This window comes from Companilactobacillus jidongensis, from assembly GCF_003946575.1.
Taxonomy (GTDB): Bacteria; Bacillota; Bacilli; order Lactobacillales; family Lactobacillaceae; genus Companilactobacillus; species Companilactobacillus jidongensis.
Window position 1 is genome coordinate 42,851 of sequence record NZ_RHOP01000012.1, and the last position, 19,375, is coordinate 62,225.

The 19,375-nt window shown below is 34.8% G+C and carries 18 protein-coding genes, 1 other RNA gene and 1 pseudogene; 10 read left to right on the forward strand and 10 right to left on the reverse strand.

Annotation, left to right across the window (positions count from 1 at the left end):
- Nucleotides 1-12 precede the first annotated feature (12 nt).
- Nucleotides 13-1,818: a DUF2207 domain-containing protein gene (locus EKM68_RS08680; protein ID WP_125589810.1), complete on the forward strand. Its 1,806-nt coding sequence runs from the start codon at nt 13-15 to the stop codon at nt 1,816-1,818.
- On the opposite strand, the gene EKM68_RS08685 is transcribed toward EKM68_RS08680, so the two are convergent.
- A complete protein-coding gene (locus EKM68_RS08685; protein ID WP_125589812.1) occupies nt 1,798-2,331 on the reverse strand; it encodes a dihydrofolate reductase family protein in 534 nt (177 codons plus the stop codon). The two genes, EKM68_RS08680 and EKM68_RS08685, sit on opposite strands and share 21 nt — an antisense overlap.
- Before the next feature lie 138 nt (nt 2,332-2,469).
- Here EKM68_RS08685 and EKM68_RS08690 point away from each other — a divergent pair.
- The 4 genes and pseudogenes from EKM68_RS08690 to EKM68_RS08705 all read left to right on the forward strand — a co-directional run.
- A pseudogene (locus EKM68_RS08690) lies at nt 2,470-2,703 on the forward strand (aldo/keto reductase); the annotation flags it as partial.
- Between the two features lie 214 nt (nt 2,704-2,917).
- Nucleotides 2,918-3,121, forward strand: coding sequence for a hypothetical protein (locus tag EKM68_RS08695; protein WP_125589816.1), 204 nt, complete (start codon nt 2,918-2,920; stop codon nt 3,119-3,121).
- Complete coding sequence (locus tag EKM68_RS08700) at nt 3,111-3,335, forward strand: hypothetical protein (protein ID WP_125589818.1); 225 nt, start codon at nt 3,111-3,113, stop codon at nt 3,333-3,335. The genes EKM68_RS08695 and EKM68_RS08700 overlap by 11 nt, the downstream gene beginning before the upstream one ends.
- A 21-nt stretch (nt 3,336-3,356) precedes the next feature.
- Nucleotides 3,357-3,878 (forward strand): hypothetical protein, encoded by a 522-nt coding sequence (locus tag EKM68_RS08705; RefSeq protein WP_125589820.1) that lies wholly within the window; start codon nt 3,357-3,359, stop codon nt 3,876-3,878.
- 182 nt (nt 3,879-4,060) lie between these two features.
- Here the strand turns inward: EKM68_RS08705 and EKM68_RS08710 are convergent, their stop codons facing one another.
- Entirely contained in the window at nt 4,061-6,316 is a 2,256-nt protein-coding gene (locus EKM68_RS08710; protein WP_125589882.1) for a SpaA isopeptide-forming pilin-related protein, read from the reverse strand.
- Between the two features lie 411 nt (nt 6,317-6,727).
- Between EKM68_RS08710 and EKM68_RS08715 the strand changes: the two genes are divergently transcribed.
- On the forward strand, nt 6,728-8,911 hold the full coding sequence (locus tag EKM68_RS08715) for a hypothetical protein (protein ID WP_125589822.1): 2,184 nt from the start codon (nt 6,728-6,730) through the stop codon (nt 8,909-8,911).
- 2 nt (nt 8,912-8,913) lie between these two features.
- Here EKM68_RS08715 and EKM68_RS08720 read toward each other — a convergent pair whose 3' ends face one another.
- Nucleotides 8,914-9,234: a DMT family transporter gene (locus tag EKM68_RS08720; RefSeq protein WP_125589824.1), complete on the reverse strand. Its 321-nt coding sequence runs from the start codon at nt 9,232-9,234 to the stop codon at nt 8,914-8,916.
- A gap of 165 nt (nt 9,235-9,399) precedes the next feature.
- Here EKM68_RS08720 and EKM68_RS08725 point away from each other — a divergent pair, with 165 nt between their 5' ends.
- On the forward strand, nt 9,400-9,828 hold the full coding sequence (locus EKM68_RS08725) for a GNAT family N-acetyltransferase (protein ID WP_125589826.1): 429 nt from the start codon (nt 9,400-9,402) through the stop codon (nt 9,826-9,828).
- Nucleotides 9,829-9,849: 21 nt separating this feature from the next.
- Here the strand turns inward: EKM68_RS08725 and EKM68_RS08730 are convergent, their stop codons facing one another.
- The 5 genes from EKM68_RS08730 to EKM68_RS08750 all read right to left on the reverse strand — a co-directional run bounded on the left by EKM68_RS08730 (nt 9,850) and on the right by EKM68_RS08750 (nt 14,476).
- Complete coding sequence (locus tag EKM68_RS08730) at nt 9,850-11,034, reverse strand: MFS transporter (RefSeq protein ID WP_125589828.1); 1,185 nt, start codon at nt 11,032-11,034, stop codon at nt 9,850-9,852.
- 270 nt (nt 11,035-11,304) lie between these two features.
- On the reverse strand, nt 11,305-12,018 hold the full coding sequence (locus EKM68_RS08735) for a DUF3862 domain-containing protein (protein ID WP_225422988.1): 714 nt from the start codon (nt 12,016-12,018) through the stop codon (nt 11,305-11,307).
- Between the two features lie 202 nt (nt 12,019-12,220).
- Nucleotides 12,221-13,591, reverse strand: a complete 1,371-nt coding sequence (locus EKM68_RS08740; protein WP_125589830.1) for an FAD-dependent oxidoreductase — start codon at nt 13,589-13,591, stop codon at nt 12,221-12,223.
- A 137-nt stretch (nt 13,592-13,728) separates the two neighbouring features.
- Entirely contained in the window at nt 13,729-14,214 is a 486-nt protein-coding gene (locus EKM68_RS08745; RefSeq protein ID WP_125589832.1) for a hypothetical protein, read from the reverse strand.
- The gene (locus EKM68_RS08750; RefSeq protein ID WP_125589886.1) at nt 14,204-14,476 is read right to left on the reverse strand and encodes an ArsR/SmtB family transcription factor; all 273 of its coding nucleotides are present in this window, start codon (nt 14,474-14,476) and stop codon (nt 14,204-14,206) included. Before EKM68_RS08750 ends, EKM68_RS08745 begins: the two co-directional genes overlap by 11 nt.
- Nucleotides 14,477-14,607: 131 nt before the next feature.
- On the opposite strand from EKM68_RS08750, the gene EKM68_RS08755 reads away from it, so the two are divergent.
- Nucleotides 14,608-15,204 (forward strand): cadmium resistance transporter, encoded by a 597-nt coding sequence (locus EKM68_RS08755; RefSeq protein ID WP_125589834.1) that lies wholly within the window; start codon nt 14,608-14,610, stop codon nt 15,202-15,204.
- A gap of 85 nt (nt 15,205-15,289) precedes the next feature.
- Here EKM68_RS08755 and EKM68_RS08760 read toward each other — a convergent pair whose 3' ends face one another.
- Nucleotides 15,290-15,814 (reverse strand): TetR/AcrR family transcriptional regulator, encoded by a 525-nt coding sequence (locus tag EKM68_RS08760; protein WP_125589836.1) that lies wholly within the window; start codon nt 15,812-15,814, stop codon nt 15,290-15,292.
- 107 nt (nt 15,815-15,921) lie between these two features.
- On the opposite strand from EKM68_RS08760, the gene EKM68_RS08765 reads away from it, so the two are divergent.
- Nucleotides 15,922-16,602: a transmembrane-type terpene cyclase gene (locus EKM68_RS08765; protein WP_125589838.1), complete on the forward strand. Its 681-nt coding sequence runs from the start codon at nt 15,922-15,924 to the stop codon at nt 16,600-16,602.
- A 367-nt stretch (nt 16,603-16,969) separates the two neighbouring features.
- On the opposite strand, the gene ssrA is transcribed toward EKM68_RS08765, so the two are convergent.
- Nucleotides 16,970-17,337, reverse strand: a transfer-messenger RNA (tmRNA) gene (ssrA, locus tag EKM68_RS08770).
- 104 nt (nt 17,338-17,441) lie between these two features.
- Here ssrA and EKM68_RS08775 point away from each other — a divergent pair.
- Nucleotides 17,442-19,370 carry a Dam family site-specific DNA-(adenine-N6)-methyltransferase gene (locus EKM68_RS08775; protein ID WP_125589840.1) on the forward strand — a complete coding sequence of 643 codons (1,929 nt, stop codon included), beginning with the start codon at nt 17,442-17,444 and terminating at the stop codon, nt 19,368-19,370.
- The last annotated feature ends 5 nt before the right edge of the window (nt 19,371-19,375 follow it).

Genomic DNA, 19,375 nt, shown 5'->3' on the forward strand with positions numbered 1-19,375 from the left:
AAGGGGGTTTGTATGAAAAAAATTATTTTAAGTATTTGGCTAACTATGATATCCGTCTTATCTATTGGACTATTACAAACCAATGTCAAAGCTGATGGTGACTATGATATTACGAATTACACAGTTAATATTGATGTGGATCAGAATGGTAATGCTTTAATGACACAAAATGTAACTTATGATTTTTCTGGGGGCTTTCATGGCGTTTATTACAACCAGGCTCTCAAAGGAATTAAAGGGGTTGGAGATCCAGAAATTACGGTTCATGATGGAGATAGTATAACTGATATTCAGCAATCAACGTCTGAATCTAACGATACCTTTTCTGTCGACAAGACAGCGGACAACATGAAATTAAAAGTTTATCATGTTGTTTCAAATAAAAAAATTACTTTTGTTTATAAGTACAAATTATATGGAGTTATTACTAACTATCGTGATATTGCTGAATTGAATTGGAAAATTATCGGTGGTGGTTGGGATCACGATTTGCATAATGTCAAAATAACTATCAATTTGCCAGCAAATAACATTAAATCATTACGTGCTTGGGCGCACGGAAATTTGAATGGCTTTAATAAAGTCGATAAAAACAATGGAAAAGTCATTCTAACTGCTGATACGGTCGACGCAGGTGATTCTGTTGAGAGTCATATTATTTTTCCAACTACTGTGACATCATTGAACTCAAATACAGTTGACAAAAATGCTAAAGATAGAATTCTGGTACAAGAAAAAAAGCTAGCTGAAGAGGCTAACTATAAGAGACAAATGCCAAGTCGTTTGACCAAGTTAATTGTCATGATGATTATTTTCTTAGTGATAATAATTTTTGCTTTAAACTATTATCAATTAGTAAAGTATCCTATCAATAAACATTCCATGCCAACGCCACTACATCATTGGTTTGATGCGCCGAATGTGGCTCCTAGCATGGCAAATATTATTCTGGATAAGGCTAACAGTGGCAATAGCCAGGGGTTCACTGGAGATGTTTTGGTTGAGGTCAACAAGCATAATTTAAAAATTGAAAAAGAGGATAAAACCTTTAGGATCACGGCTCTTAATGTTCCCCAGGATGAACTAATTAAATTTATGATTGAAACTATCGGTGATGGAACTAGTGTTACCATCAAAGAAATCAATACATTTGCTAAGAGGGATAAAAAGGGCAAATTATACAATAAATTTGAAAACTGGAAGAAACGAGCTGCTCGACATAGTAGTCAATATATTGATATTAATAACAAGAATACTATCTCTCGGTTGTTAGGTTCAGCAGTATTCGTGTCGGTGTTGATGGTAGTTACAGTTATATTATCTGTATTATTTGTCAAAGGTTGGATAATGTTAATGTCTATAATCTCTGTTATAACGATTTTAATAACCTGGGCAGGGTATTTACTCATAAGAAGACAAATAAGTTATTATACGGAAGATGGTGAACAAATAGCCAATGAATTGCAGGCCTTCAGACGAATGTTTGAAGATGTGGATGACCTAAATCTTGCTGAAGTCGGAGATTTGATTTTATGGGAACAAATACTTCCGTACGCCGTTGCCTTTGGTATTTCTAAAAAAGTAGTTAAAGCTCTAAAATTAAAATTTGGTACAGAAGCTTTCGAAGCCAATCCAGGCATGATGTATTACTACTGGGGAATTGGCAGAATGAGCAATAGTATGAATCTTGATCATGCCTTTTCAGGAGCATTTTCATCTAGTCATTCCGCTAATTCCAGCGCATCAGGTGGTTCGGGTGGATTTTCAGGAGGAAGCTCCGGTGGATTTGGTGGTGGATCAGGCGGTGGGGCGTTTTAATTGATATTTGACGTCGATTAATTCGCCATATTGTTTGGCAAAAATAGTCTTAAAATTTGATGTGTGATTCATATGTTGAAATAATTTAACGCCTGACCCTAATAAGTCGGGCGTTATTTGTATCTGCAAAGTATCAATTAAGTTTTGCTCAATAAGGGATGAAACAAGTTGACCGCCACCCACGATCCAAATATCTTTGCCAGTTGTTTCTTTTAATTCTTTGACTAATTCAGCAATTGTTTTGTCGGTTTGTTTAACATATTCAGAATTAATTTCTCGATGAGAAAGTACAAATACTTCAGTATTAGGATAAGGGAATTCCTCTGACATTTGCATTAAGTCGTCATAAGTCTGTCTGCCCATAATGATCGTATCGACCTGTTTAAAAAACGGTTGATAACTTTCTTCCATTATTTTTTGATCATTATATTTGAATAACCAATCTAGTGAGTAATCTTTGTCAGCCAGGTAACCATCCAAACTGATGGCTCCATAAAAAATAACTTTTCTCATAATAGTTACACCTCCAAGTTTATAATTATTTTATTCTATCTTTAGCCGAATAGACAACTCAAGTGATAATTCCTTATGTATTATTGCTTGAACTGTAGTATTAAATTGTTGATAAAAATTATAAGAGGGAGTGCATTTATGAGTACACTAACAGATACATTTACGTTGAGTAATGGTATCAAAATTCCCAAGGTTGGATTTGGTACTTGGCAAGTTCCTGAAGGTCAGACGACATATAACGCTGTGACTAATGCTTTGAACGAAGGATACCGTCACATTGATACTGCATTGGCATACGGCAATGAGGAGAGTGCTGGCAAGGCAATTAGGGACTCAAAAATTGACCGCAAGAATATTTTTGTTACATCAAAATAGAGACTGAATTTTTTAAAATTTCAGTCTCTTATTTTTTCTATCCTTAGTCTATGATTCAATTTATAATCATGGATATGGTGAGCCTGCAGGCACACCAGGTATCAATTGTCATCACTCTTATCCGTCCATTAGAAGTTAGTATTAATCATTTTAATCACCAGATACTGAACAGGATATCAAAAATGGTGATATAAAGCAGAAACAATGTGCTTTGGAACGCAATGTTAAACATGATAAAAAGTTATTTGAATATGCAAAGAAATCTGGAGATCAAATCAGAGGAGCTCACTACAAATCGATGATGGGTAACTATCGTTCTAAGATTCGCAGTTTAGTGGATAAACATGATTTTCTTTATCTTGATTACAGCCGCGAGAAGAATGCCACTACACTAAGTAAGTCTGATGGAAAATAAGATTCAATTGAATAATGCTCAAAGACAAGCAAAATCAGATGATTTATCTGATAAATTTGGTAAGGCAGGATTACCTAAGAATTTAGATGAATACCGCAAATTGTCATATAATAAGAATGATTCTAGAGTCGTGAGGGCATATGTTTCGGCTCGTGAAAAAGGTATTATGGAACCTGTCATTACATACAAAGATTTTATTAGTCGGGTAAGTTAATTAGACAATAAGATTGTAGGTATGACAGCAAGTGATGGAACAGGCATTACAGACTATTCTAATCACACGATTGCACGTACCTTTGGTGTCATGCATGATAAAAGTTATAACGATAATAAACGGATTGGCGTATCAGTTGATGATATTACTAATAATTTGCAAAATAATAATATTAAAGTTCTAAAAAAGGCATCAAGAAATTTATTGGTCCAACATCTTATGCCGTTGTTAATAAAGATGGTAGTATCGTCACGATCGTACCAAATAAATAAAGGGGTGATTCGAATGAGGAAAGTACATTTTCAAAGGGGTGATTTAGAATTTATTAAAAAAGAATTTCCTGAAACATTTGAAGAATTAAAACCTATTATTAATTCAGATATAACTAGTATAAATATTTCGTCTGATGAAGAGAGAGAATATTTAGAAACTTCATTAGACAATGCTATGGTAGATGATAAATCTTTAGATGGTATTGAACTTAATAAATTTGGATTGAGAGTTGAATCAATAATCGATTACATACATTCTAATAATGAATAATTAATAATTTTGTCCTGAGCATGACATTAAAAGGTTTATTTTTTCTATGATTATATCAAAGCTTTACCTTGACTAAGGGTGGAAAAATAGACATCCTCATTGAGGATGTCTATGGTTAAAAATCATTCATCGATACTATTTGACAAAGAACCGATTTAATTACTCATTAGGCTTAGTCTGTTTTATACTTTACGGCGTCTGAAGTAAAGAATACTTGTTAATGCTAATAATCCAACAATAGTAACCAAGATACCTGATTGAGTACCTGTTTGTGGTAGGTAAGTTTGTGATTCATCAGTATTGCCTTCATATGGAGGTTTTGGACTTGATGGATCAACGGTATTACCAGTACCTGAACCATTGTTATTGTTGCTATTATTATCTGGATCAAGTGGGTTAGTGATTAATCCACCATCACCTTCGTTACCACCGTTATTTTCATTACCATTACCATCTGTTCCAGGTTTTTCGGTGTTACCACCGCCACCATTACCATCAGTATCTGGGTTCTCAGTGTTACCACCGTCACCGCCACCTGTTGTGGTTTTCGGATCAGAAGTAATTAAATGACCAAGATCAATATCTGAATCAGTGATTTCAAATTCAATTTTAGCATCGTTGAGGTCATAGCCATTTGGAGGTAGTGTTTCTTGGAAATAATATTTACCAGGAACTAAATCATCAACGGTTATATGACCATTTTTGTCTGTCATATAACTTCCGATGATATTTCCATCAGCATCATATAATCCGTAAACAGCACCGGGGACACCGATGTAGTTATCATTTTCCATTTCGTCAGTATCGAATTTTACAAGGGATGCTGAGAAATTACCGTCGACTAATTCTTCATTATCTTTTTCATTCTCAAAGGTAATTAGACTAGGTGTAGGATCTTCTGCAGAAATTTCAAATTCAAATGTTTTATCATTCAGTGTGTATCCATTAGGAGCTTTAACTTCCTTAGCGATGTAATGACCGTAAGGTAAGTCAGATACATGTACGATACCATTTTCATCTGTTGTTACAGTCTTAGGTTCAAATTTAGGGTTTGAAGTACTCTTAATGACAAATGTTGCTCCAGGTAACTTCTCACCAGTTTCCAAATCTATTTTTTGAATAATAATTGATCCTAATTGCTCTCCAACGGGATCATCTTTACCTTCAATTGAAACAGGTGTAGCAGTATTACCAGAAATTCTGAATGGAATCTCTGTGTCGTTCAATTGATAACCGTTTGGAGGAGTAGTCTCTTTGAAGTAATAATCTCCAGGCGTTAGTCCAGAAACATTGATCTGACCATTTTCATCAGTTGTTAAACCAGTTTTGATTGGAGTATCATTGCCGACTTTATACAAGTCATAAACAGCGCCAGCTAAGGTACTTTCGCTATCATCACTGATTTTCGTTAGTTTAACTGCACCGTTGATATTACCAGAACCGGAACCAGAGTTATCTCCAGTTATATCAGATGTAACACTACCGCTGGCTGATTCGCGAACAGTTTCTCCATCAGTACCAGGCTCACCCCAAGTCATTTGCGCTTGATTCTTGAAAACATATTCGCCGTTGGTTGCTAAATCTGCGGGTACTTTTGTTTTCAAAGTTATTGCGTACATTTGATTTGCTGAATCTGGAATATTTAAATGAAAACCATTTTCATTTTCATTTAAAGTATATTCACTGTTAGGAACAAGTTCATCTTTTTGATATTGGTTATTTCCCGTCCAGTGAGCTTTATTAACGACAACTGAACCAGGGATGTAAGTCAAGTTAGGATCTCTTTGTGTGACATCCTCATAAACATTCATGTTGTCCAAATCAAGCGCACGTCGATTGGCAAGAATTGTCCAAACGATAATATGATCACCATTTTCATCAGTTGTCAGTTTACCTGATTTACTAATGTTATTCTCTGATTCAATCACAGTTAAATTACTGGATTGATTACCATTCATCGTTGGAAATTCAACATTATTGTTACCCACGATGGCTGAATCACTGATACCAATACCATTGAGAATATTGATCTCACCAGTATGATCATCAAATTTTTCGACATTTTCGTTGAAAGTAATTGTTACAGTGTTGTCTTTATTAACAACAGCTTGCCCAATAACATTATTTTCTCCATCATAAATATCGAAGGGAACACCAGCACTACTTTTGGCCCGTAATTCATTAGGTAATTCCATTGTTAAAGTATCACCGTCTTTAATTTGAATCCCTGTACCAGTAGTGTCCCAAGTATATTGAACACCGACAGTATTTGAATAAGTATAAGTCTTATCTTGATTTACTATCTGTGCACTAGAAATCAAATCTTCACTAGTATAAGCTGCTGCAGAAACCTTAGTAGAGTTAAAGCACAAAGCCGCCACAAAAATCCCCAATGTCGCAACTACAATAGTAAAAATATTGCGTAAGTTTTTCCCCATATTTTTTCCCCTCTCATAAAATTGTACATTTTAATTATAAAATCATCTGATTCCTAAACACAAGCTGTTATAAAAATTTAATTAAAAAAATTATATTATAAAAGAAATTTTTAAAAATATTTTGTTTTCGAATAAAATCAGCAACTTATAATGCAAACATAGTAATAAAATCATTTGTGTTTGTATTCACGAACGATATATTTATAATAACTAAGCCATTTATGAAAGTGATTAACGGATATTGATGGGGAAAATAGATGCAGATCAGAAAATGATTTGTATCTATTTTTTTGTGTTCGAAATATAAAAAAACATTTTTGAAACCGTGTACAAAGAACTTTAACATGTAGTTTGTATTATGAGAGCGATAATAATGGCTGATCATAAAATGAGTGGATAGAGAGAAGATGTATGTATAAAAAGAAAATATATGGATTGATCGTCTTAATTGGTATCGTATCCTGTTTAATAGGGGTCATCACAAGATTTAATGTCGTTGGTGCGGATGCGAATGATGCAAGTCATTCTAAAATCAAAGCTGGCGCTTCTAATGATCCAGGGGAGTTAAACATTGAAGTTGACGATAAGAATTTAGAAGTCCAGGGTGAAGAGCTTCTAAATAATGCGCCTGAATCAGCAGCTGACGAAGATGGTGATGATGGAGACGATAGTGATGACGGCGATGACGGGGACGATGATTGGGATAATGTGTATAAGCATAAACCAAGTCCACCGCCACTTAGAGCATTGGGAATGGTGTTCAGAGGTGGTTTCATACTACAACCGTTAGAGAACATGTATGTTAGACAATCAAGATCAATTACGATGAAGTCCAAGTTTATCGAATCGATTTGGGATCGTTTATCTGGTGTGTTATTGCTTCGTGATCAAACCCCCAATTATCGTTGGTATTATTCAACTGACAAAGAAAATTGGACAATGATCGCAAAAGAAAGCAAACGTGAAGGTAAGAAAAAAACTTATTTATATAAAGCCAAAAAAGTGGGGACATATTACTATCAAGTTAGAGCATCCTCAGGGGCATTATTGAACTTATTCAGAATACCTTATTATTCAAGAGTATCAGCGGTACATGTTATTCAAAAAGATGTTGATGCTGAAGATTTCAAAGTTACCCTAGATGACGATTATATTTATAATATGGACAATCTTGATAATGTTACTTTTGCTAGAGAAAATGTAACGCCACACAATGCAACTGGTAATGTTACATGGTCAGGTGATAATGAAAAACTGGCAAAAGTGGATAAAATTACAGGCGAAATCGTTGGTAATACGCGAGGCTTATCAGGGGATGTAAGGGTTACTGGCGTATTCACTAATTCTGGTAATGGAATTAAAAGTGATACAAAGGTACTTCGGGTCGGTGGTGGTTTGGATGATCAAACTGTCCAAGCGGGCGAAACAGCTACATTTGAACTATTTGGTGTTAATAAAAAAGAATTACCAGAAAAATATTGGATCGAATGGCATGATAAAACACATAAAGAAGATATAGTTCTGGAAAAGGAACAAAATTTCAAACTGAAAATTGAACCGACCGGATTAAAGGATGATAAGCGAAAAATTTATGCAAAAGTAATTGTTAAAGATCCAATTAAAGACAAGGAACATTCATTCAAAACTAGAGTAGCTAATTTGTGGGTCTTGAGTGCAGGTGAACCAAATATTGAGATCAAGAGTAAAATTGAAAATGAGTCTTACACTGAGAGTAACGGTGCAAGCGAATCCATAGATAAAGTTTTAAAGGGTGATAAATTAACTATAACTAGTGATCTTGAAAATATTTCAAATGGAACGGTTTTGAATTTTGCGGAGTATAAGTTGCCACTCCATACTTCTAATACTAAAAAAGATATTATTTCAGTACAGGGAAGTACAAGTGAGGGTGCGCCATTAAAGAATATTAAATATCATTTCAATGATTCTGACAAAAAACATAAATATTTGCAGATTGAAGATTTAAAATTCGAAGATCAGACTAAAATGCAAATTGTAGTTCAATTCAAAATCAATGGTGTACATCAAAAAGAAACATTTGTAACGCAGCCTACGGTTGAGGGAACTCCTGGAGTAGATCCTGGAGAAGGTAACGATGACGACGAGATGTTTCGTGAGTATTTTAGTAATGAAATTATTGTTCACTTTATTAATAATGAAATAAGTATCACCGCCGGAAATATCTCGTTTGGCGAAATTTCTTCCGTTACAGAAGGGCAACTGCTTAATCGAGTCAATTATAATGACAAGAATAGTGCTGTAGTTGAAATTGACGATCAGCGGCGAAATAAAAAAGAACATCAAATTAAAGTAAAGCAAGAAAGTCAATTTATGGATCAATCCACGAAAACAACTATTCCAGTATCATTACGATATTATAAATCGGATGGCAGTTTCACATCGATAGATAATAATTATTCAGACGTTCCCAAAGAGGATCTTAATATTCACGATAATATTGATTCAGTGTGTTGGAATAAGGACTGTGGCGTGTTGATGCATATAGATGATGCCAACATTCCTGCAGGTTCATATTCGACAGTTCTGACATGGACATCGTTCGATGTTCCGTGAAATTAGCTGCTAGTAGTTAGCTTGATTCCAATAATACTGATTAGTAACAAGGCAATAAATATCCAAGTAATAGGTGAAACTTTGTCACCAAAAATGAAGAAGCCGACTAAAATCGAACCTAGCGCACCAATGCCAGTCCAAATTGGGTAAGCAATGCTTAATGGTAGAGTTTTGGTAGCCTTAGCTAGGAGTACAAAACTAATAACCATTCCAATTATGGTTAAGAGTGTAAAATTTAGTTTGGTGAATCCGTGGCTTAATTTCATCATTGAAGCCCAAATGACTTCAAACAATCCCGCAATAATTAAATAAATCCAATTCATAATAGTACCTCCATTTTTTTACAAAAAAATAAAGTATCCCTAATAATTCCTTCTTTGGCCTAACGGAATTATTAAGAATACTTTTTTAGTGACACCCGGCGGTGTATTGATTTATCATAGAATAATACCACATTAAATATTTTATGGCTAGGGGATCGTTTAAGGATGATTGAAAACATGACACTGGATGAAATTGATCAGGTCGCAAATATTTGGCTTGAGGGTAATTTGGATGCCCATAATTTTATTAGTGCAAAATATTGGAAGAGTAATTTGGAACAGGTTAAGCGTGAGTTTGTTGATGCCGAAGTCTATGTTTATAAAGTTGACGATGCTATTGCTGGATTTATTGGATTGAATGGCAACTACGTATCTGGAGTATTTATTAAACGTGAATATCGCAGTCAGGGAATTGGCAAGCAACTGTTTGATTATGCAAAGGAAAATCACGATGATTTATTAGTAAGTTGTTATGTCAAAAATTTCAAAGCATTAAACTTTTATCGCGTTAATGGATTTTCTATTAAAGCAGAAGGACTTGACAAAGATACGGGTGAATCTGAAGTAACAATGATTTGGATGAAAAAAGACTGAGAAAGTTTTCTCAGTCTTTTTTTAGTCTTGCACTGTAGCAAGTGGGAAACGTTTAACAATAAATGTCAGTAGATATGAGGCTGCTAAGATAACCGCAACGACCATGTATGGATAATGTGTGTTCCAATCCATCAAAGCACCAGACATCAAAGGTCCAATGACATTACCAATACTAGTCAACGACATATTCATACCATTGATCAGACCCTGATTAGATTTACTTGATTTGGTTAACAAAGTTGTAATCGCAGGACGTAATAGGTCAAATGATGAGAAGATAATCAAAGTCGCAACAATAACTGACACATGTGAATGTGCTTGTGTGATCCAGAAAACACAAATGGCACTTAATAGGAAACAATAACTGATCAAACCAACTTCGCCGATCTTATTGATAAGCCAATTGAAGGCAGCAACTTGCAATATTAACGAAATAATACCATTAAGTGTCAATACTAATGCAATCGTTCCCAATCCAAAATCGAAAACTTGGTTTACGTAAATACTGTAGATACTTTCAAATCCTTGAAGTCCAAATGATGAGACTAAGATCATTCCGAAGAGCACAACCATTGGAACAGTTAAAATAGACATAATAGAAGATTTATTTTTGTTGAGTTTGGCCTCTTCCTTTTGTTCAACTTCAATTGTTTCTTTACCTTCTTTAAGAAAAATCTGTGTGAAGATGCAACTGGTGATGGCAAGAACACCAGCAACCCAAAATGGTGTCTTGTAACTGATACCAGCCAGGATGCCACCAAGTCCAGGGCCTAAGATCAGTCCACCACTAAAAGCAGCCGACAACCAGCCAATAACTTTGGCACGTTCCTTTAATGTTGTTAAGTCAGAGCCAAGTGCCATTGAAGTAGGAATAACCATGGCCGCAGAAAGTCCACCAATAATACGTGATAGGTTGAACATTGGTAGTGTTGTTGCAATTGCAAAAATAAATTCTGAGATCATATAAGTAAATAGTCCAAAGACAATGACTGGTTTACGACCAATTTTATCTGACATTCTACCTACGATAGGTGAGGCTACAAATTGTGCAAAAGCAAATAATGAAGTCATGACCCCCATTTGTGATGTTGTATAATGAAACTCATTTTTGATGAATGGTGTAACTGGAATGACTAATCCGATTCCCAAACAAATCAAAAAGTTACTAAATATTAAAATATAAATGGATTTTCTGTTTTTTTCCATGTTAATCCCCCTCTCAAAGCCACGCTAAAAACGCTTAAAAAAAACCACCGCCGTGGTTGGCGATAGTTTTTATTAGTTCAGTTCATCGTAGATGATTATTGTCAAAAAAGCAATATATTGTTTATATTTTCGTAATGATATTAATTATAATAAACAAAAAGGCCATCTCCATTCGAAGTTCCCGGAGATAGCCTATACTGATTCCACCAGAAAGAATTGTACCATTGTGATTATTGATGTAATCAAATATTAAGAAAATTTAAAAAATCCTTATTTAACACCACTTTGAGTTTGTTCAGTAACTTTATCGTTAGTAAAAGTGATAACGATTTTGGCTCCAGAATCACCCTTGATATCAGAGGTATAAGTTAGCTTATTGATAGATGTTCCGTTCACTGAGGAATCGTCATAAGCATTGGGTTGACCCAGTATTTTTTCGATATCGGCAGTACTTTGGTCACTTTCGATTTGAGCATACTTTTGAATATCAATTTTACTATCACGTTTTACTTTCAAGCCCGATATTGTCTTACTTATAGCGTGATTGTTGGCAAATCCAACTGAAACCGATGAACCTGATTCAGCATTGGCGACTTTATCCCAAGTTTGAACATCGACGTCAATACCTTGAACATTACTAGTTGAGTGACTAGTTGGTGTGCCAAAGATTGGTTTGATAGTATCCCATGAAGTTCCGTTATCAGAATCTAAGGCAATATTATTGAATTGGTCCAAGGTTATGCCATCACTAGCTGAATTAGATGTGGATTTTTTCTTAGTGGCTGATTTAGATTTTTCAACTTTTTCCGTTTTATTTTTGTCACTGGTATTGTTGCTTTTATTGTTTATGTAACCAAATAATCCGAATCCCACTCCGGCAATGACTATTAAAGCAATGATCAACCAAAACCACCATTTTTTAAAAAATGGTTTTTTGCGTGATCTGCGAAGTGACATTCTAGACATGTTTGAATTATTATTCATTTTTCTACCCCTGACCCTAAGTTGGTTATATATATGTATCTATAATACCAATTTTTTTTATTAAATTTTAGTTTTTAGTATTTATTAAAGAAAACTCAAAAATTAAAAAAAGGAAGTCTGATGAAACACGTTTGATTTCTGAGTATAACGTAAAAAAACCCCCGTATTTACTATCGTAAATGCAGGGATTTATTTAGATATTCTAAAATTTATCTTCATGTAAAGCATGTTGTGCGGCCAAGTTTAACAAACTCCATTGACGGTCAAAACCTGGTTGGAAGAAGAAGTCCGCATCAGCTAAATCTTCAAGACTCAATTTGTTCTCAATTGCTAATGCTAAGACGTTACCTTGTGCAGTGATGTCGTACTTGGATAGTACAGCTCCACCTAAGATTTGATGGTTATCGGGATTATATGCTAAGTATACGTGAACCTTGGTATTACCTTTATCAGCAGGTACGTAGATTGGACGTAGGGTATCGCTGTAGAAAGATGTGGAAATATTTACGCCGGCACGTTTGGCAGTGAATGAATTCAAGCCACTTTCGGCAAAGTGATAATCGAAAACGCTGAGAGCAGATGAACCGACAACACCTTTGAATGGTACAGCTGGTGTATCTTCGAATAGGTGGCTGATAACGTATCTTGCTTCACGACGTACAACGGTTGCCAAAGCAATTGGTACGTGAGTTTCGGCAGGGATGGAATAGGCAAGTGTGGCATCACCCATTGCGTATACATCTGGCACGTTAGTACGTAAGTATTCATCAGTCTTGATCCAGCCACGATCATCTAGATCAACGACACCTTTGAGCCAGTCAGTATTTGGTTTAACACCGGCAGCCTGAATTACCAAGTCAGTTGGGTATTCACCAGTTTTAGTTTTAACAGCAGTGACTTTATCTTCACCAACATATTCTTTAAGTTGAGCATTCATGACCACATCAACGCCATTTTTAACGAGATGCTTTTCTAGGATAGAAGTCATGTCTTCGTCAAGATATGTACCAAGTGGACGGTCGATAACGTCCATCAAAGTGACTTCTTTACCAGCTTTAGTTGCGGCCTCAGCGGCTTCGATACCGATATAACCAGCTCCAACAACGGTAATGTGTTTAGTTTCGGGATCATTTAACTTTGCTTTGATCTTAGTTGCCCAGTCGTATCCACGCATAAGGTAAACATTTTCTAGATTATTTCCGGGAATAGGGAGTGACTTAGGAGTTACTCCAGAACTCAAAATCAATTTGTCATATTCATAGTCTTTAGATTCATTAGTTGTTGAATCTAGTACAGATACAGTTTTGTCATCAGCATTTATTTTTTGAACAAGATGATTGTTCATGATATGAACATTTTCTTGTGGGAAACTCTTCTCGCTGAAGTTTCTAACGTCGTTAACATCTGTGACACTATCTTCCAAGAATAGTTCCATTCCACATGACATGAACGAAATGAAATCACCTGCTTCAAACAAAGTGATATCCACATCATCGTAGCGATTCAATAATTCAATGATTGATTGATGACCACCATGTGATGCTCCAACAATAACGATTTTCTTCTTTGACATACAAAAACCTCCCGTGAATTTATAAAAATAATTGTAATTAAATACAAACTCCAACATAAGGGTATGTCATTTCGAAAGCGTTATCAACATATTAATTGTATATTGTGTAACTTGAGCCGAATTATAGGAATGTGATTTTATTGATTGTAAGTGTCGCGTGGAGCCATTTGTTTGATAGTTTCACCTTGATAAAGATTTTTGCCAAGATGATTTTCTGCATTATCATCGTATAAGTATACGGAAGTAATGCCATTATCAGTATTATCGACCCTAATGTATTTTGCATCAGTAGTTTTCCAAGTGTAAGTCATACCGAGCCCATCAATATAAGCAGATGAATACATGCTACCGACATACTTTTGAATAGTTTGTGAGTCTTGCTGTCCGAAAGCTTGTGCTGCACGATCGATGAAAGTCTGTTCTTCTTCTGGTGTACGTTTTTCAGTTACAGTTTTTTCTTTTTTGGGAGTTTTACTTGTCTTTTTCGTTATTTTAGCAATTTTAGTATTATCATTTTTAGAAACATTTTGATTATTTTGAACGAAATAAACTCCGACTGTTCCAATGACAATGAATGTAAGCAACCAAAACCACCATTGCTGGAAAATTTGTTTATTCGCCATGTTTTTTACCGCGCATGACATGGTCAGCATGTTCTAGAGTTTCATTGATAACGTCCAAAATATGTGGATCACTTAATTTGTAATAATTGGCTTTGCCGATTTTTTGTGAGCTAACTAATTGGTATTGTCGCAAAAGTGCTAGTTGATGAGAAACAGCTGACTGTTCAATGCCTAATAAATCAACAATTTCACTGACATTCATTTCCTTTTGCTCGAGGATATTGAGCATTTGTAATCGAATAGGATTATTAAGAATCTTCATTATTTTCTGTGACTCTGCTAATAGCTTGGGTTCGATTAATTTTACGTTGTTCAAAGTAACGCCTCCTACATATGTTGATTATTTCATATGATAATATTATCATATGAAATAATTTGAAACGAGGTAATAAAATGATAAAAGCAATTTTAACTGGTGTTACAGCTTATATATCTACTAGTATAGACTATTTAATAATTTTGATGGTTATCTTTGGAGCGACCAAACCAAATCAGAAGTGGTTGGTATATTTTGGAGATATTTTGGGAACCTCAATCTTAGTAATCAGTAGTTTGATTATGGCATTTGTTCTAGGTTTTATACCTGAAGAATGGGTACTTGGTTTGTTGGGATTGATTCCGATATTTATGGGAATTAAGTTATTGTTCTTTGGCGAAAGTGATGACGACGATGTCGTTGCAAGTGGAATGAAGAAAAAATCAAATGTGATTTTAAATGTGGCTTTGATAACAATTGCGACTTGTGGTGCCGATAATATTGGAATTTATGTTCCAATATTTGTCCAATCTAGTTTGAGTACTTTGATAATAATATTGATTACATTCTTTTTTATGCTGACATTGTTCTGTTATATTGGTTACTTGTTAGTTAGAATACCAAAAGTTGCGGATGTCTTAGAAAAGTGGGGAAGATATATTACTTCAATTGTTTATATTATTCTTGGATTGTTTATATTGATTGAAGGTGGAACCTTTGCACACATTTTTTAGATGATATATCGATGATTATTATTTGTTTGATATTGATACTTGTATTGGAATTTTTTTTGAAATCAAAATAGGGATGTAGACTTATCTAAACTTGCTCATAATTTGATGTGTGGACTAAATTTGCAACAACTTGTCCCATTCTTTCAGGAGAATCAGGATTTGGTTCTTGAATCCAGACAATAAGTAATCGAGTCAGTCCACCAATTGTGAACGCAGTTGCATATGAATCCGGTAGTGCAGGAGTGATCACACGTTGAATTAGTAATTCAGTAAAACAGCGTTCGAATGTGCTCTGAACTAAATTTAGCTCACCATTGACAATAAAGATACCTAGTGATTGGGCATCTGTTTGAATTACCTTAAAAAACATCGTGCAGGTATCTTGTGAGTCATTGGCATGATATTTTTTGACTAAGCGAAGGAATCGATTAAATAAATATAATATATGTGAACGGATGATATCGTCGTAAGTCTGGTAGTGTCGATAAAAGTACATCCTTGACACACCAGCCTGCCGTGTTAATTGTGATACTGAGATCATACTCAAAGGGGTTGTTTTGTGTAATTCACTAAGTGTATTAAAAAGTAATTGCTCTTTAGATTCGACCATTCTTTCTCCTTCAATGTGACAATGTTAATGCAAACTGTCACACAATCCTATTCAATTTCATCCTTCGCCTGTACACTTGGAAATATCAAGAAATAAGGAGTGGAAGGATGAATAATATATTACCGTTAATTAGTGGGATTGCATGGACAATCACATACTCAGCATTAGTATACCGTGGATTTAAGGATAAGATACCGGGAATGCCTTTAGCGGCATTATGCTTGAATTTTGCATGGGAAACGACATTTGCTTATATTTATCCACCAGCGGGATCACTTATGACAACTGTTATCAATGCCGTTTGGATGATTCTGGATATTGGCATTGTAGTTTCAATGATCAAATTTGGACCGAGAGATTACGGAAAACGATTCGGTATTAGTAAAAATATCTTCTATTTGATGTTAGTAATAGGAATGGTCGTTTCGTTTGGAATTATGGTTACAGGGGCTAAGTATTTCGTTGGTTTGCCTTCATTTCATCAGAATACCTTTGAGGTTGCGAAGTTTATTGCATTTACTCAGAACTTGATTATGAGTATTCTATTTTTGAGTCAGTTCTATCAAAGAAAACAAGTGGATAATCCAATCAAAGGCCAGTCATTTACAATTGCCATCACTAAGTGCATTGGGACCGGTTTGACTGTTGGAATTGCTGCAGCATTTCGTGATTCAACGGGTTTCATGGCGGTACTGATTGTGCCCACGATTATTTGTGATTTTTGGTATATCGGTGTTATTTACCGTGAATTAAGGGCACAAGGTATTAATCCATTAAGACGTTTTTAGTTAGGAAATCTAAGAAGATTTTGTACTGATGCTTTTGACTGTTAAGTAATAAAAAACAAGGGATGCAAGGAACACCCCCTTCATTGTATTCAATTATTGAGCTGATGCGCAGGACGTACCTACAAAATGTGTAAATATTAAGATGCCCACTTTTGAATATCAATTTTTATTTATTCTTATGATTTGATATAAATAAAAAGTCATCACATTAAATGTGATGACTAACGCCCGCCCAGTAAATTATTTTTTGACTACCAAATTGACTACCATAAACATGTATTTTTACGATTCTTAAAATTATCAATAAAAACAAATAACCAGTCATATCAGTGCTTTCAGCACTTAATATAACTGGTTATTTTTTGCTTAGTGGAGATGAGGGGAATCGAACCCCTGTCCAAGCGTAATGCTATGTAAACTTCTACACTCATAGTTGTACTATTTAGAATTTCGCCACTATGAACGCCGCACAACTTGGCTAGCCATAGCGGCTAACCCCGATTAATCTCTTTTTAACTTGTTCAGGCTGGACAAATCAAACGTAGCTCAATTAATTTGAGACCCGGCTCTGACCCTTGAGCAAAATCAGACGGATCACGACTAGACTGTTTTTAGGCAGCTAGTGCGTAAGAATTATTATTTTTTGCAGTTATAATAAACTGTGTGTTTTTCCGGAACACGAAAACCGAAGTGCAGCCTACACGCTATCACACATGTCGAATCCAGAACATCCCCAAAATGTTCCTTACTATAATAACGAATTTATAATGATTTAGCAAATGAATAGTATCCTTTGCATGTTATTATTATATTAGTAGAAGGAATACGAGGGAAATTATATGAGATTTATTGGAAGCAAGACGCGATTATTAGATCAAATAGATAAGTTACTAACTAAGCATTTAAATGGTTCTGAAAAGAGTTTTGCGGATATTTTTTCAGGATCTAATGTTGTCAGTGAGTACTTTAAGTCACGATATTCTATTGTGACTAATGATCTGCTTTATTTCTCATATGCTCTATCTAAGGGTGAGATTGTTCTGAATAGTCAACCAGATTTTACAGGATTATTTAAATTTGGTATCCATAATCCGTTTGACTATTTTAATCAATATGATGTATCGAATTATAAAGGCGATTTTATAACCAAAAATTATTCCACAGCTGGCAAAGACAAGAGAATGTATTTCACGGTTGCGAATGCGAAACGAATCGATCTTGTTAGAACTACAATTCAAAAGTGGCGTGATGATAATGATATAACTGACAATGAATATTTTTATTTATTAGCATGTCTGATTGAAGCTGTTCCTTATATTTCAAATACGACTGGAACATATGGAGCTTACTTGAAGAATTTTAACGACAAGCGTGCCAGTAAGCCGTTAACACTAGAACCACAAACGATTCATAATAATAAGCAACAAAATCGTGCTTATAATGAAGACGCGAATGAACTAGTGAAAAAGATCCACGGAGATATTGTTTATATTGATACACCCTATAATGTTAGACAATATGGATCGAACTATCATTTACTTGAAACAATCGCTAGGTTTGATGATCCTAAGATTCATGGTGTGAGCGGAGTTAGAGATTATACCGACTTGAAGTCAGCTTATTCTGCTAAAAACAACGCTAAGGCTACTATGGAGGATTTACTTAATAATCTCAAATTTACCCATGTCTTATTAAGCTATTCGACGGATGGAATAATCCCAGAAGATGAATTAACAGCGTTGATTAAAGAAGTAGCGATTGATGGGAGTGTCGAAGTTATCAAAATTCCCTTCAAAAAATATAATTCAAAAGTTTCTACTAATAAGAAACAATTGTGTGAATTGCTATATTATTTTAGAACCAAGCATCAAGAAGACAATGACTTGTTACAGATTCAATCTGTCGAAATGCCAAAAGATGAACCTAAGTATATTAAGAGTCCACTAAATTATGTTGGTGGAAAATTCAAATTGCTTTCACAGTTAATTCCAGAATTTCCACGGAATATTGATATGATGGTCGATTTGTTTAGTGGTGGTGCCAATGTTGGAATTAATGTTAAGGCAGATAAGTATTACTTCAATGATGTCAATGATCGAGTTATTGACATGTTTAAGTATTTCCAGACGCATGAATTTAATGAAATTCTTGAGCGAATTAACTCTCAGATCAAGAAGTATCATTTGAGTAAAGAAAACGAGAAGGGATTTTTACAACTTAGGGATGATTATAATGAGGATCCTAATCCTTTAGACTTATACATTTTGTCATCGTTTAGTTTTAATTATCAAATAAGATTTAATCAAGACATGAAATATAACAATCCGTTTGGTCGTAAACGTAGTCGTTTCTCAAATAATATGCGAGAAAACTTACGGGATTTTGTTACGCAATTACATCAGATAGACGCAACATTCACATCAGATTATTTCAGTGATTTTGATACATCCAACTTAACCCAAGATTCATTAGTGTATGTTGATCCACCGTATTTGATCAGTGATGGAACTTATAATGACGGTAATCGTGGCTTTGGTAGTTGGACTCAAGAACAAGAGAATGACCTGTATGACTTTTTAGATTCACTAAATGATCGTAATATTAAATTTGCCATGTCGAATGTCTTTCGACATAAAGGATATGTCAATCGGGCAGTGATCGATTGGGCAATCAAGTACAATATTCGTCATCTGAATGCTAATTATTCAACGTCGTCTTACCATCCCAATTTACTCGGTACAGATGAAGTGCTGATTACTAACTATTGATAGTA

Excerpts from the sequence above, each read along its gene's own strand:
- EKM68_RS08765 (WP_125589838.1), top strand. The coding sequence starts at position 15,922 with ATGAATAATATATTACCGTTAATTAGTGGGATTGCATGGACAATCACA.
- EKM68_RS08720 (WP_125589824.1), bottom strand. The coding sequence starts at position 9,234 with ATGAATTGGATTTATTTAATTATTGCGGGATTGTTTGAAGTCATTTGG.
- EKM68_RS08705 (WP_125589820.1), top strand. The coding sequence starts at position 3,357 with ATGACAGCAAGTGATGGAACAGGCATTACAGACTATTCTAATCACACG.
- EKM68_RS08680 (WP_125589810.1), top strand. The coding sequence starts at position 13 with ATGAAAAAAATTATTTTAAGTATTTGGCTAACTATGATATCCGTCTTA.
- EKM68_RS08750 (WP_125589886.1), bottom strand. The coding sequence starts at position 14,476 with ATGAAGATTCTTAATAATCCTATTCGATTACAAATGCTCAATATCCTC.
- EKM68_RS08710 (WP_125589882.1), bottom strand. The coding sequence starts at position 6,316 with ATGGGGAAAAACTTACGCAATATTTTTACTATTGTAGTTGCGACATTG.
- EKM68_RS08725 (WP_125589826.1), top strand. The coding sequence starts at position 9,400 with ATGATTGAAAACATGACACTGGATGAAATTGATCAGGTCGCAAATATT.
- EKM68_RS08745 (WP_125589832.1), bottom strand. The coding sequence starts at position 14,214 with ATGGCGAATAAACAAATTTTCCAGCAATGGTGGTTTTGGTTGCTTACA.
- EKM68_RS08735 (WP_225422988.1), bottom strand. The coding sequence starts at position 12,018 with ATGAATAATAATTCAAACATGTCTAGAATGTCACTTCGCAGATCACGC.
- EKM68_RS08685 (WP_125589812.1), bottom strand. The coding sequence starts at position 2,331 with ATGAGAAAAGTTATTTTTTATGGAGCCATCAGTTTGGATGGTTACCTG.
- EKM68_RS08775 (WP_125589840.1), top strand. The coding sequence starts at position 17,442 with ATGAGATTTATTGGAAGCAAGACGCGATTATTAGATCAAATAGATAAG.
- EKM68_RS08760 (WP_125589836.1), bottom strand. The coding sequence starts at position 15,814 with ATGGTCGAATCTAAAGAGCAATTACTTTTTAATACACTTAGTGAATTA.
- EKM68_RS08755 (WP_125589834.1), top strand. The coding sequence starts at position 14,608 with ATGATAAAAGCAATTTTAACTGGTGTTACAGCTTATATATCTACTAGT.
- EKM68_RS08730 (WP_125589828.1), bottom strand. The coding sequence starts at position 11,034 with ATGGAAAAAAACAGAAAATCCATTTATATTTTAATATTTAGTAACTTT.
- EKM68_RS08715 (WP_125589822.1), top strand. The coding sequence starts at position 6,728 with ATGTATAAAAAGAAAATATATGGATTGATCGTCTTAATTGGTATCGTA.
- EKM68_RS08740 (WP_125589830.1), bottom strand. The coding sequence starts at position 13,591 with ATGTCAAAGAAGAAAATCGTTATTGTTGGAGCATCACATGGTGGTCAT.
- EKM68_RS08700 (WP_125589818.1), top strand. The coding sequence starts at position 3,111 with ATGGAAAATAAGATTCAATTGAATAATGCTCAAAGACAAGCAAAATCA.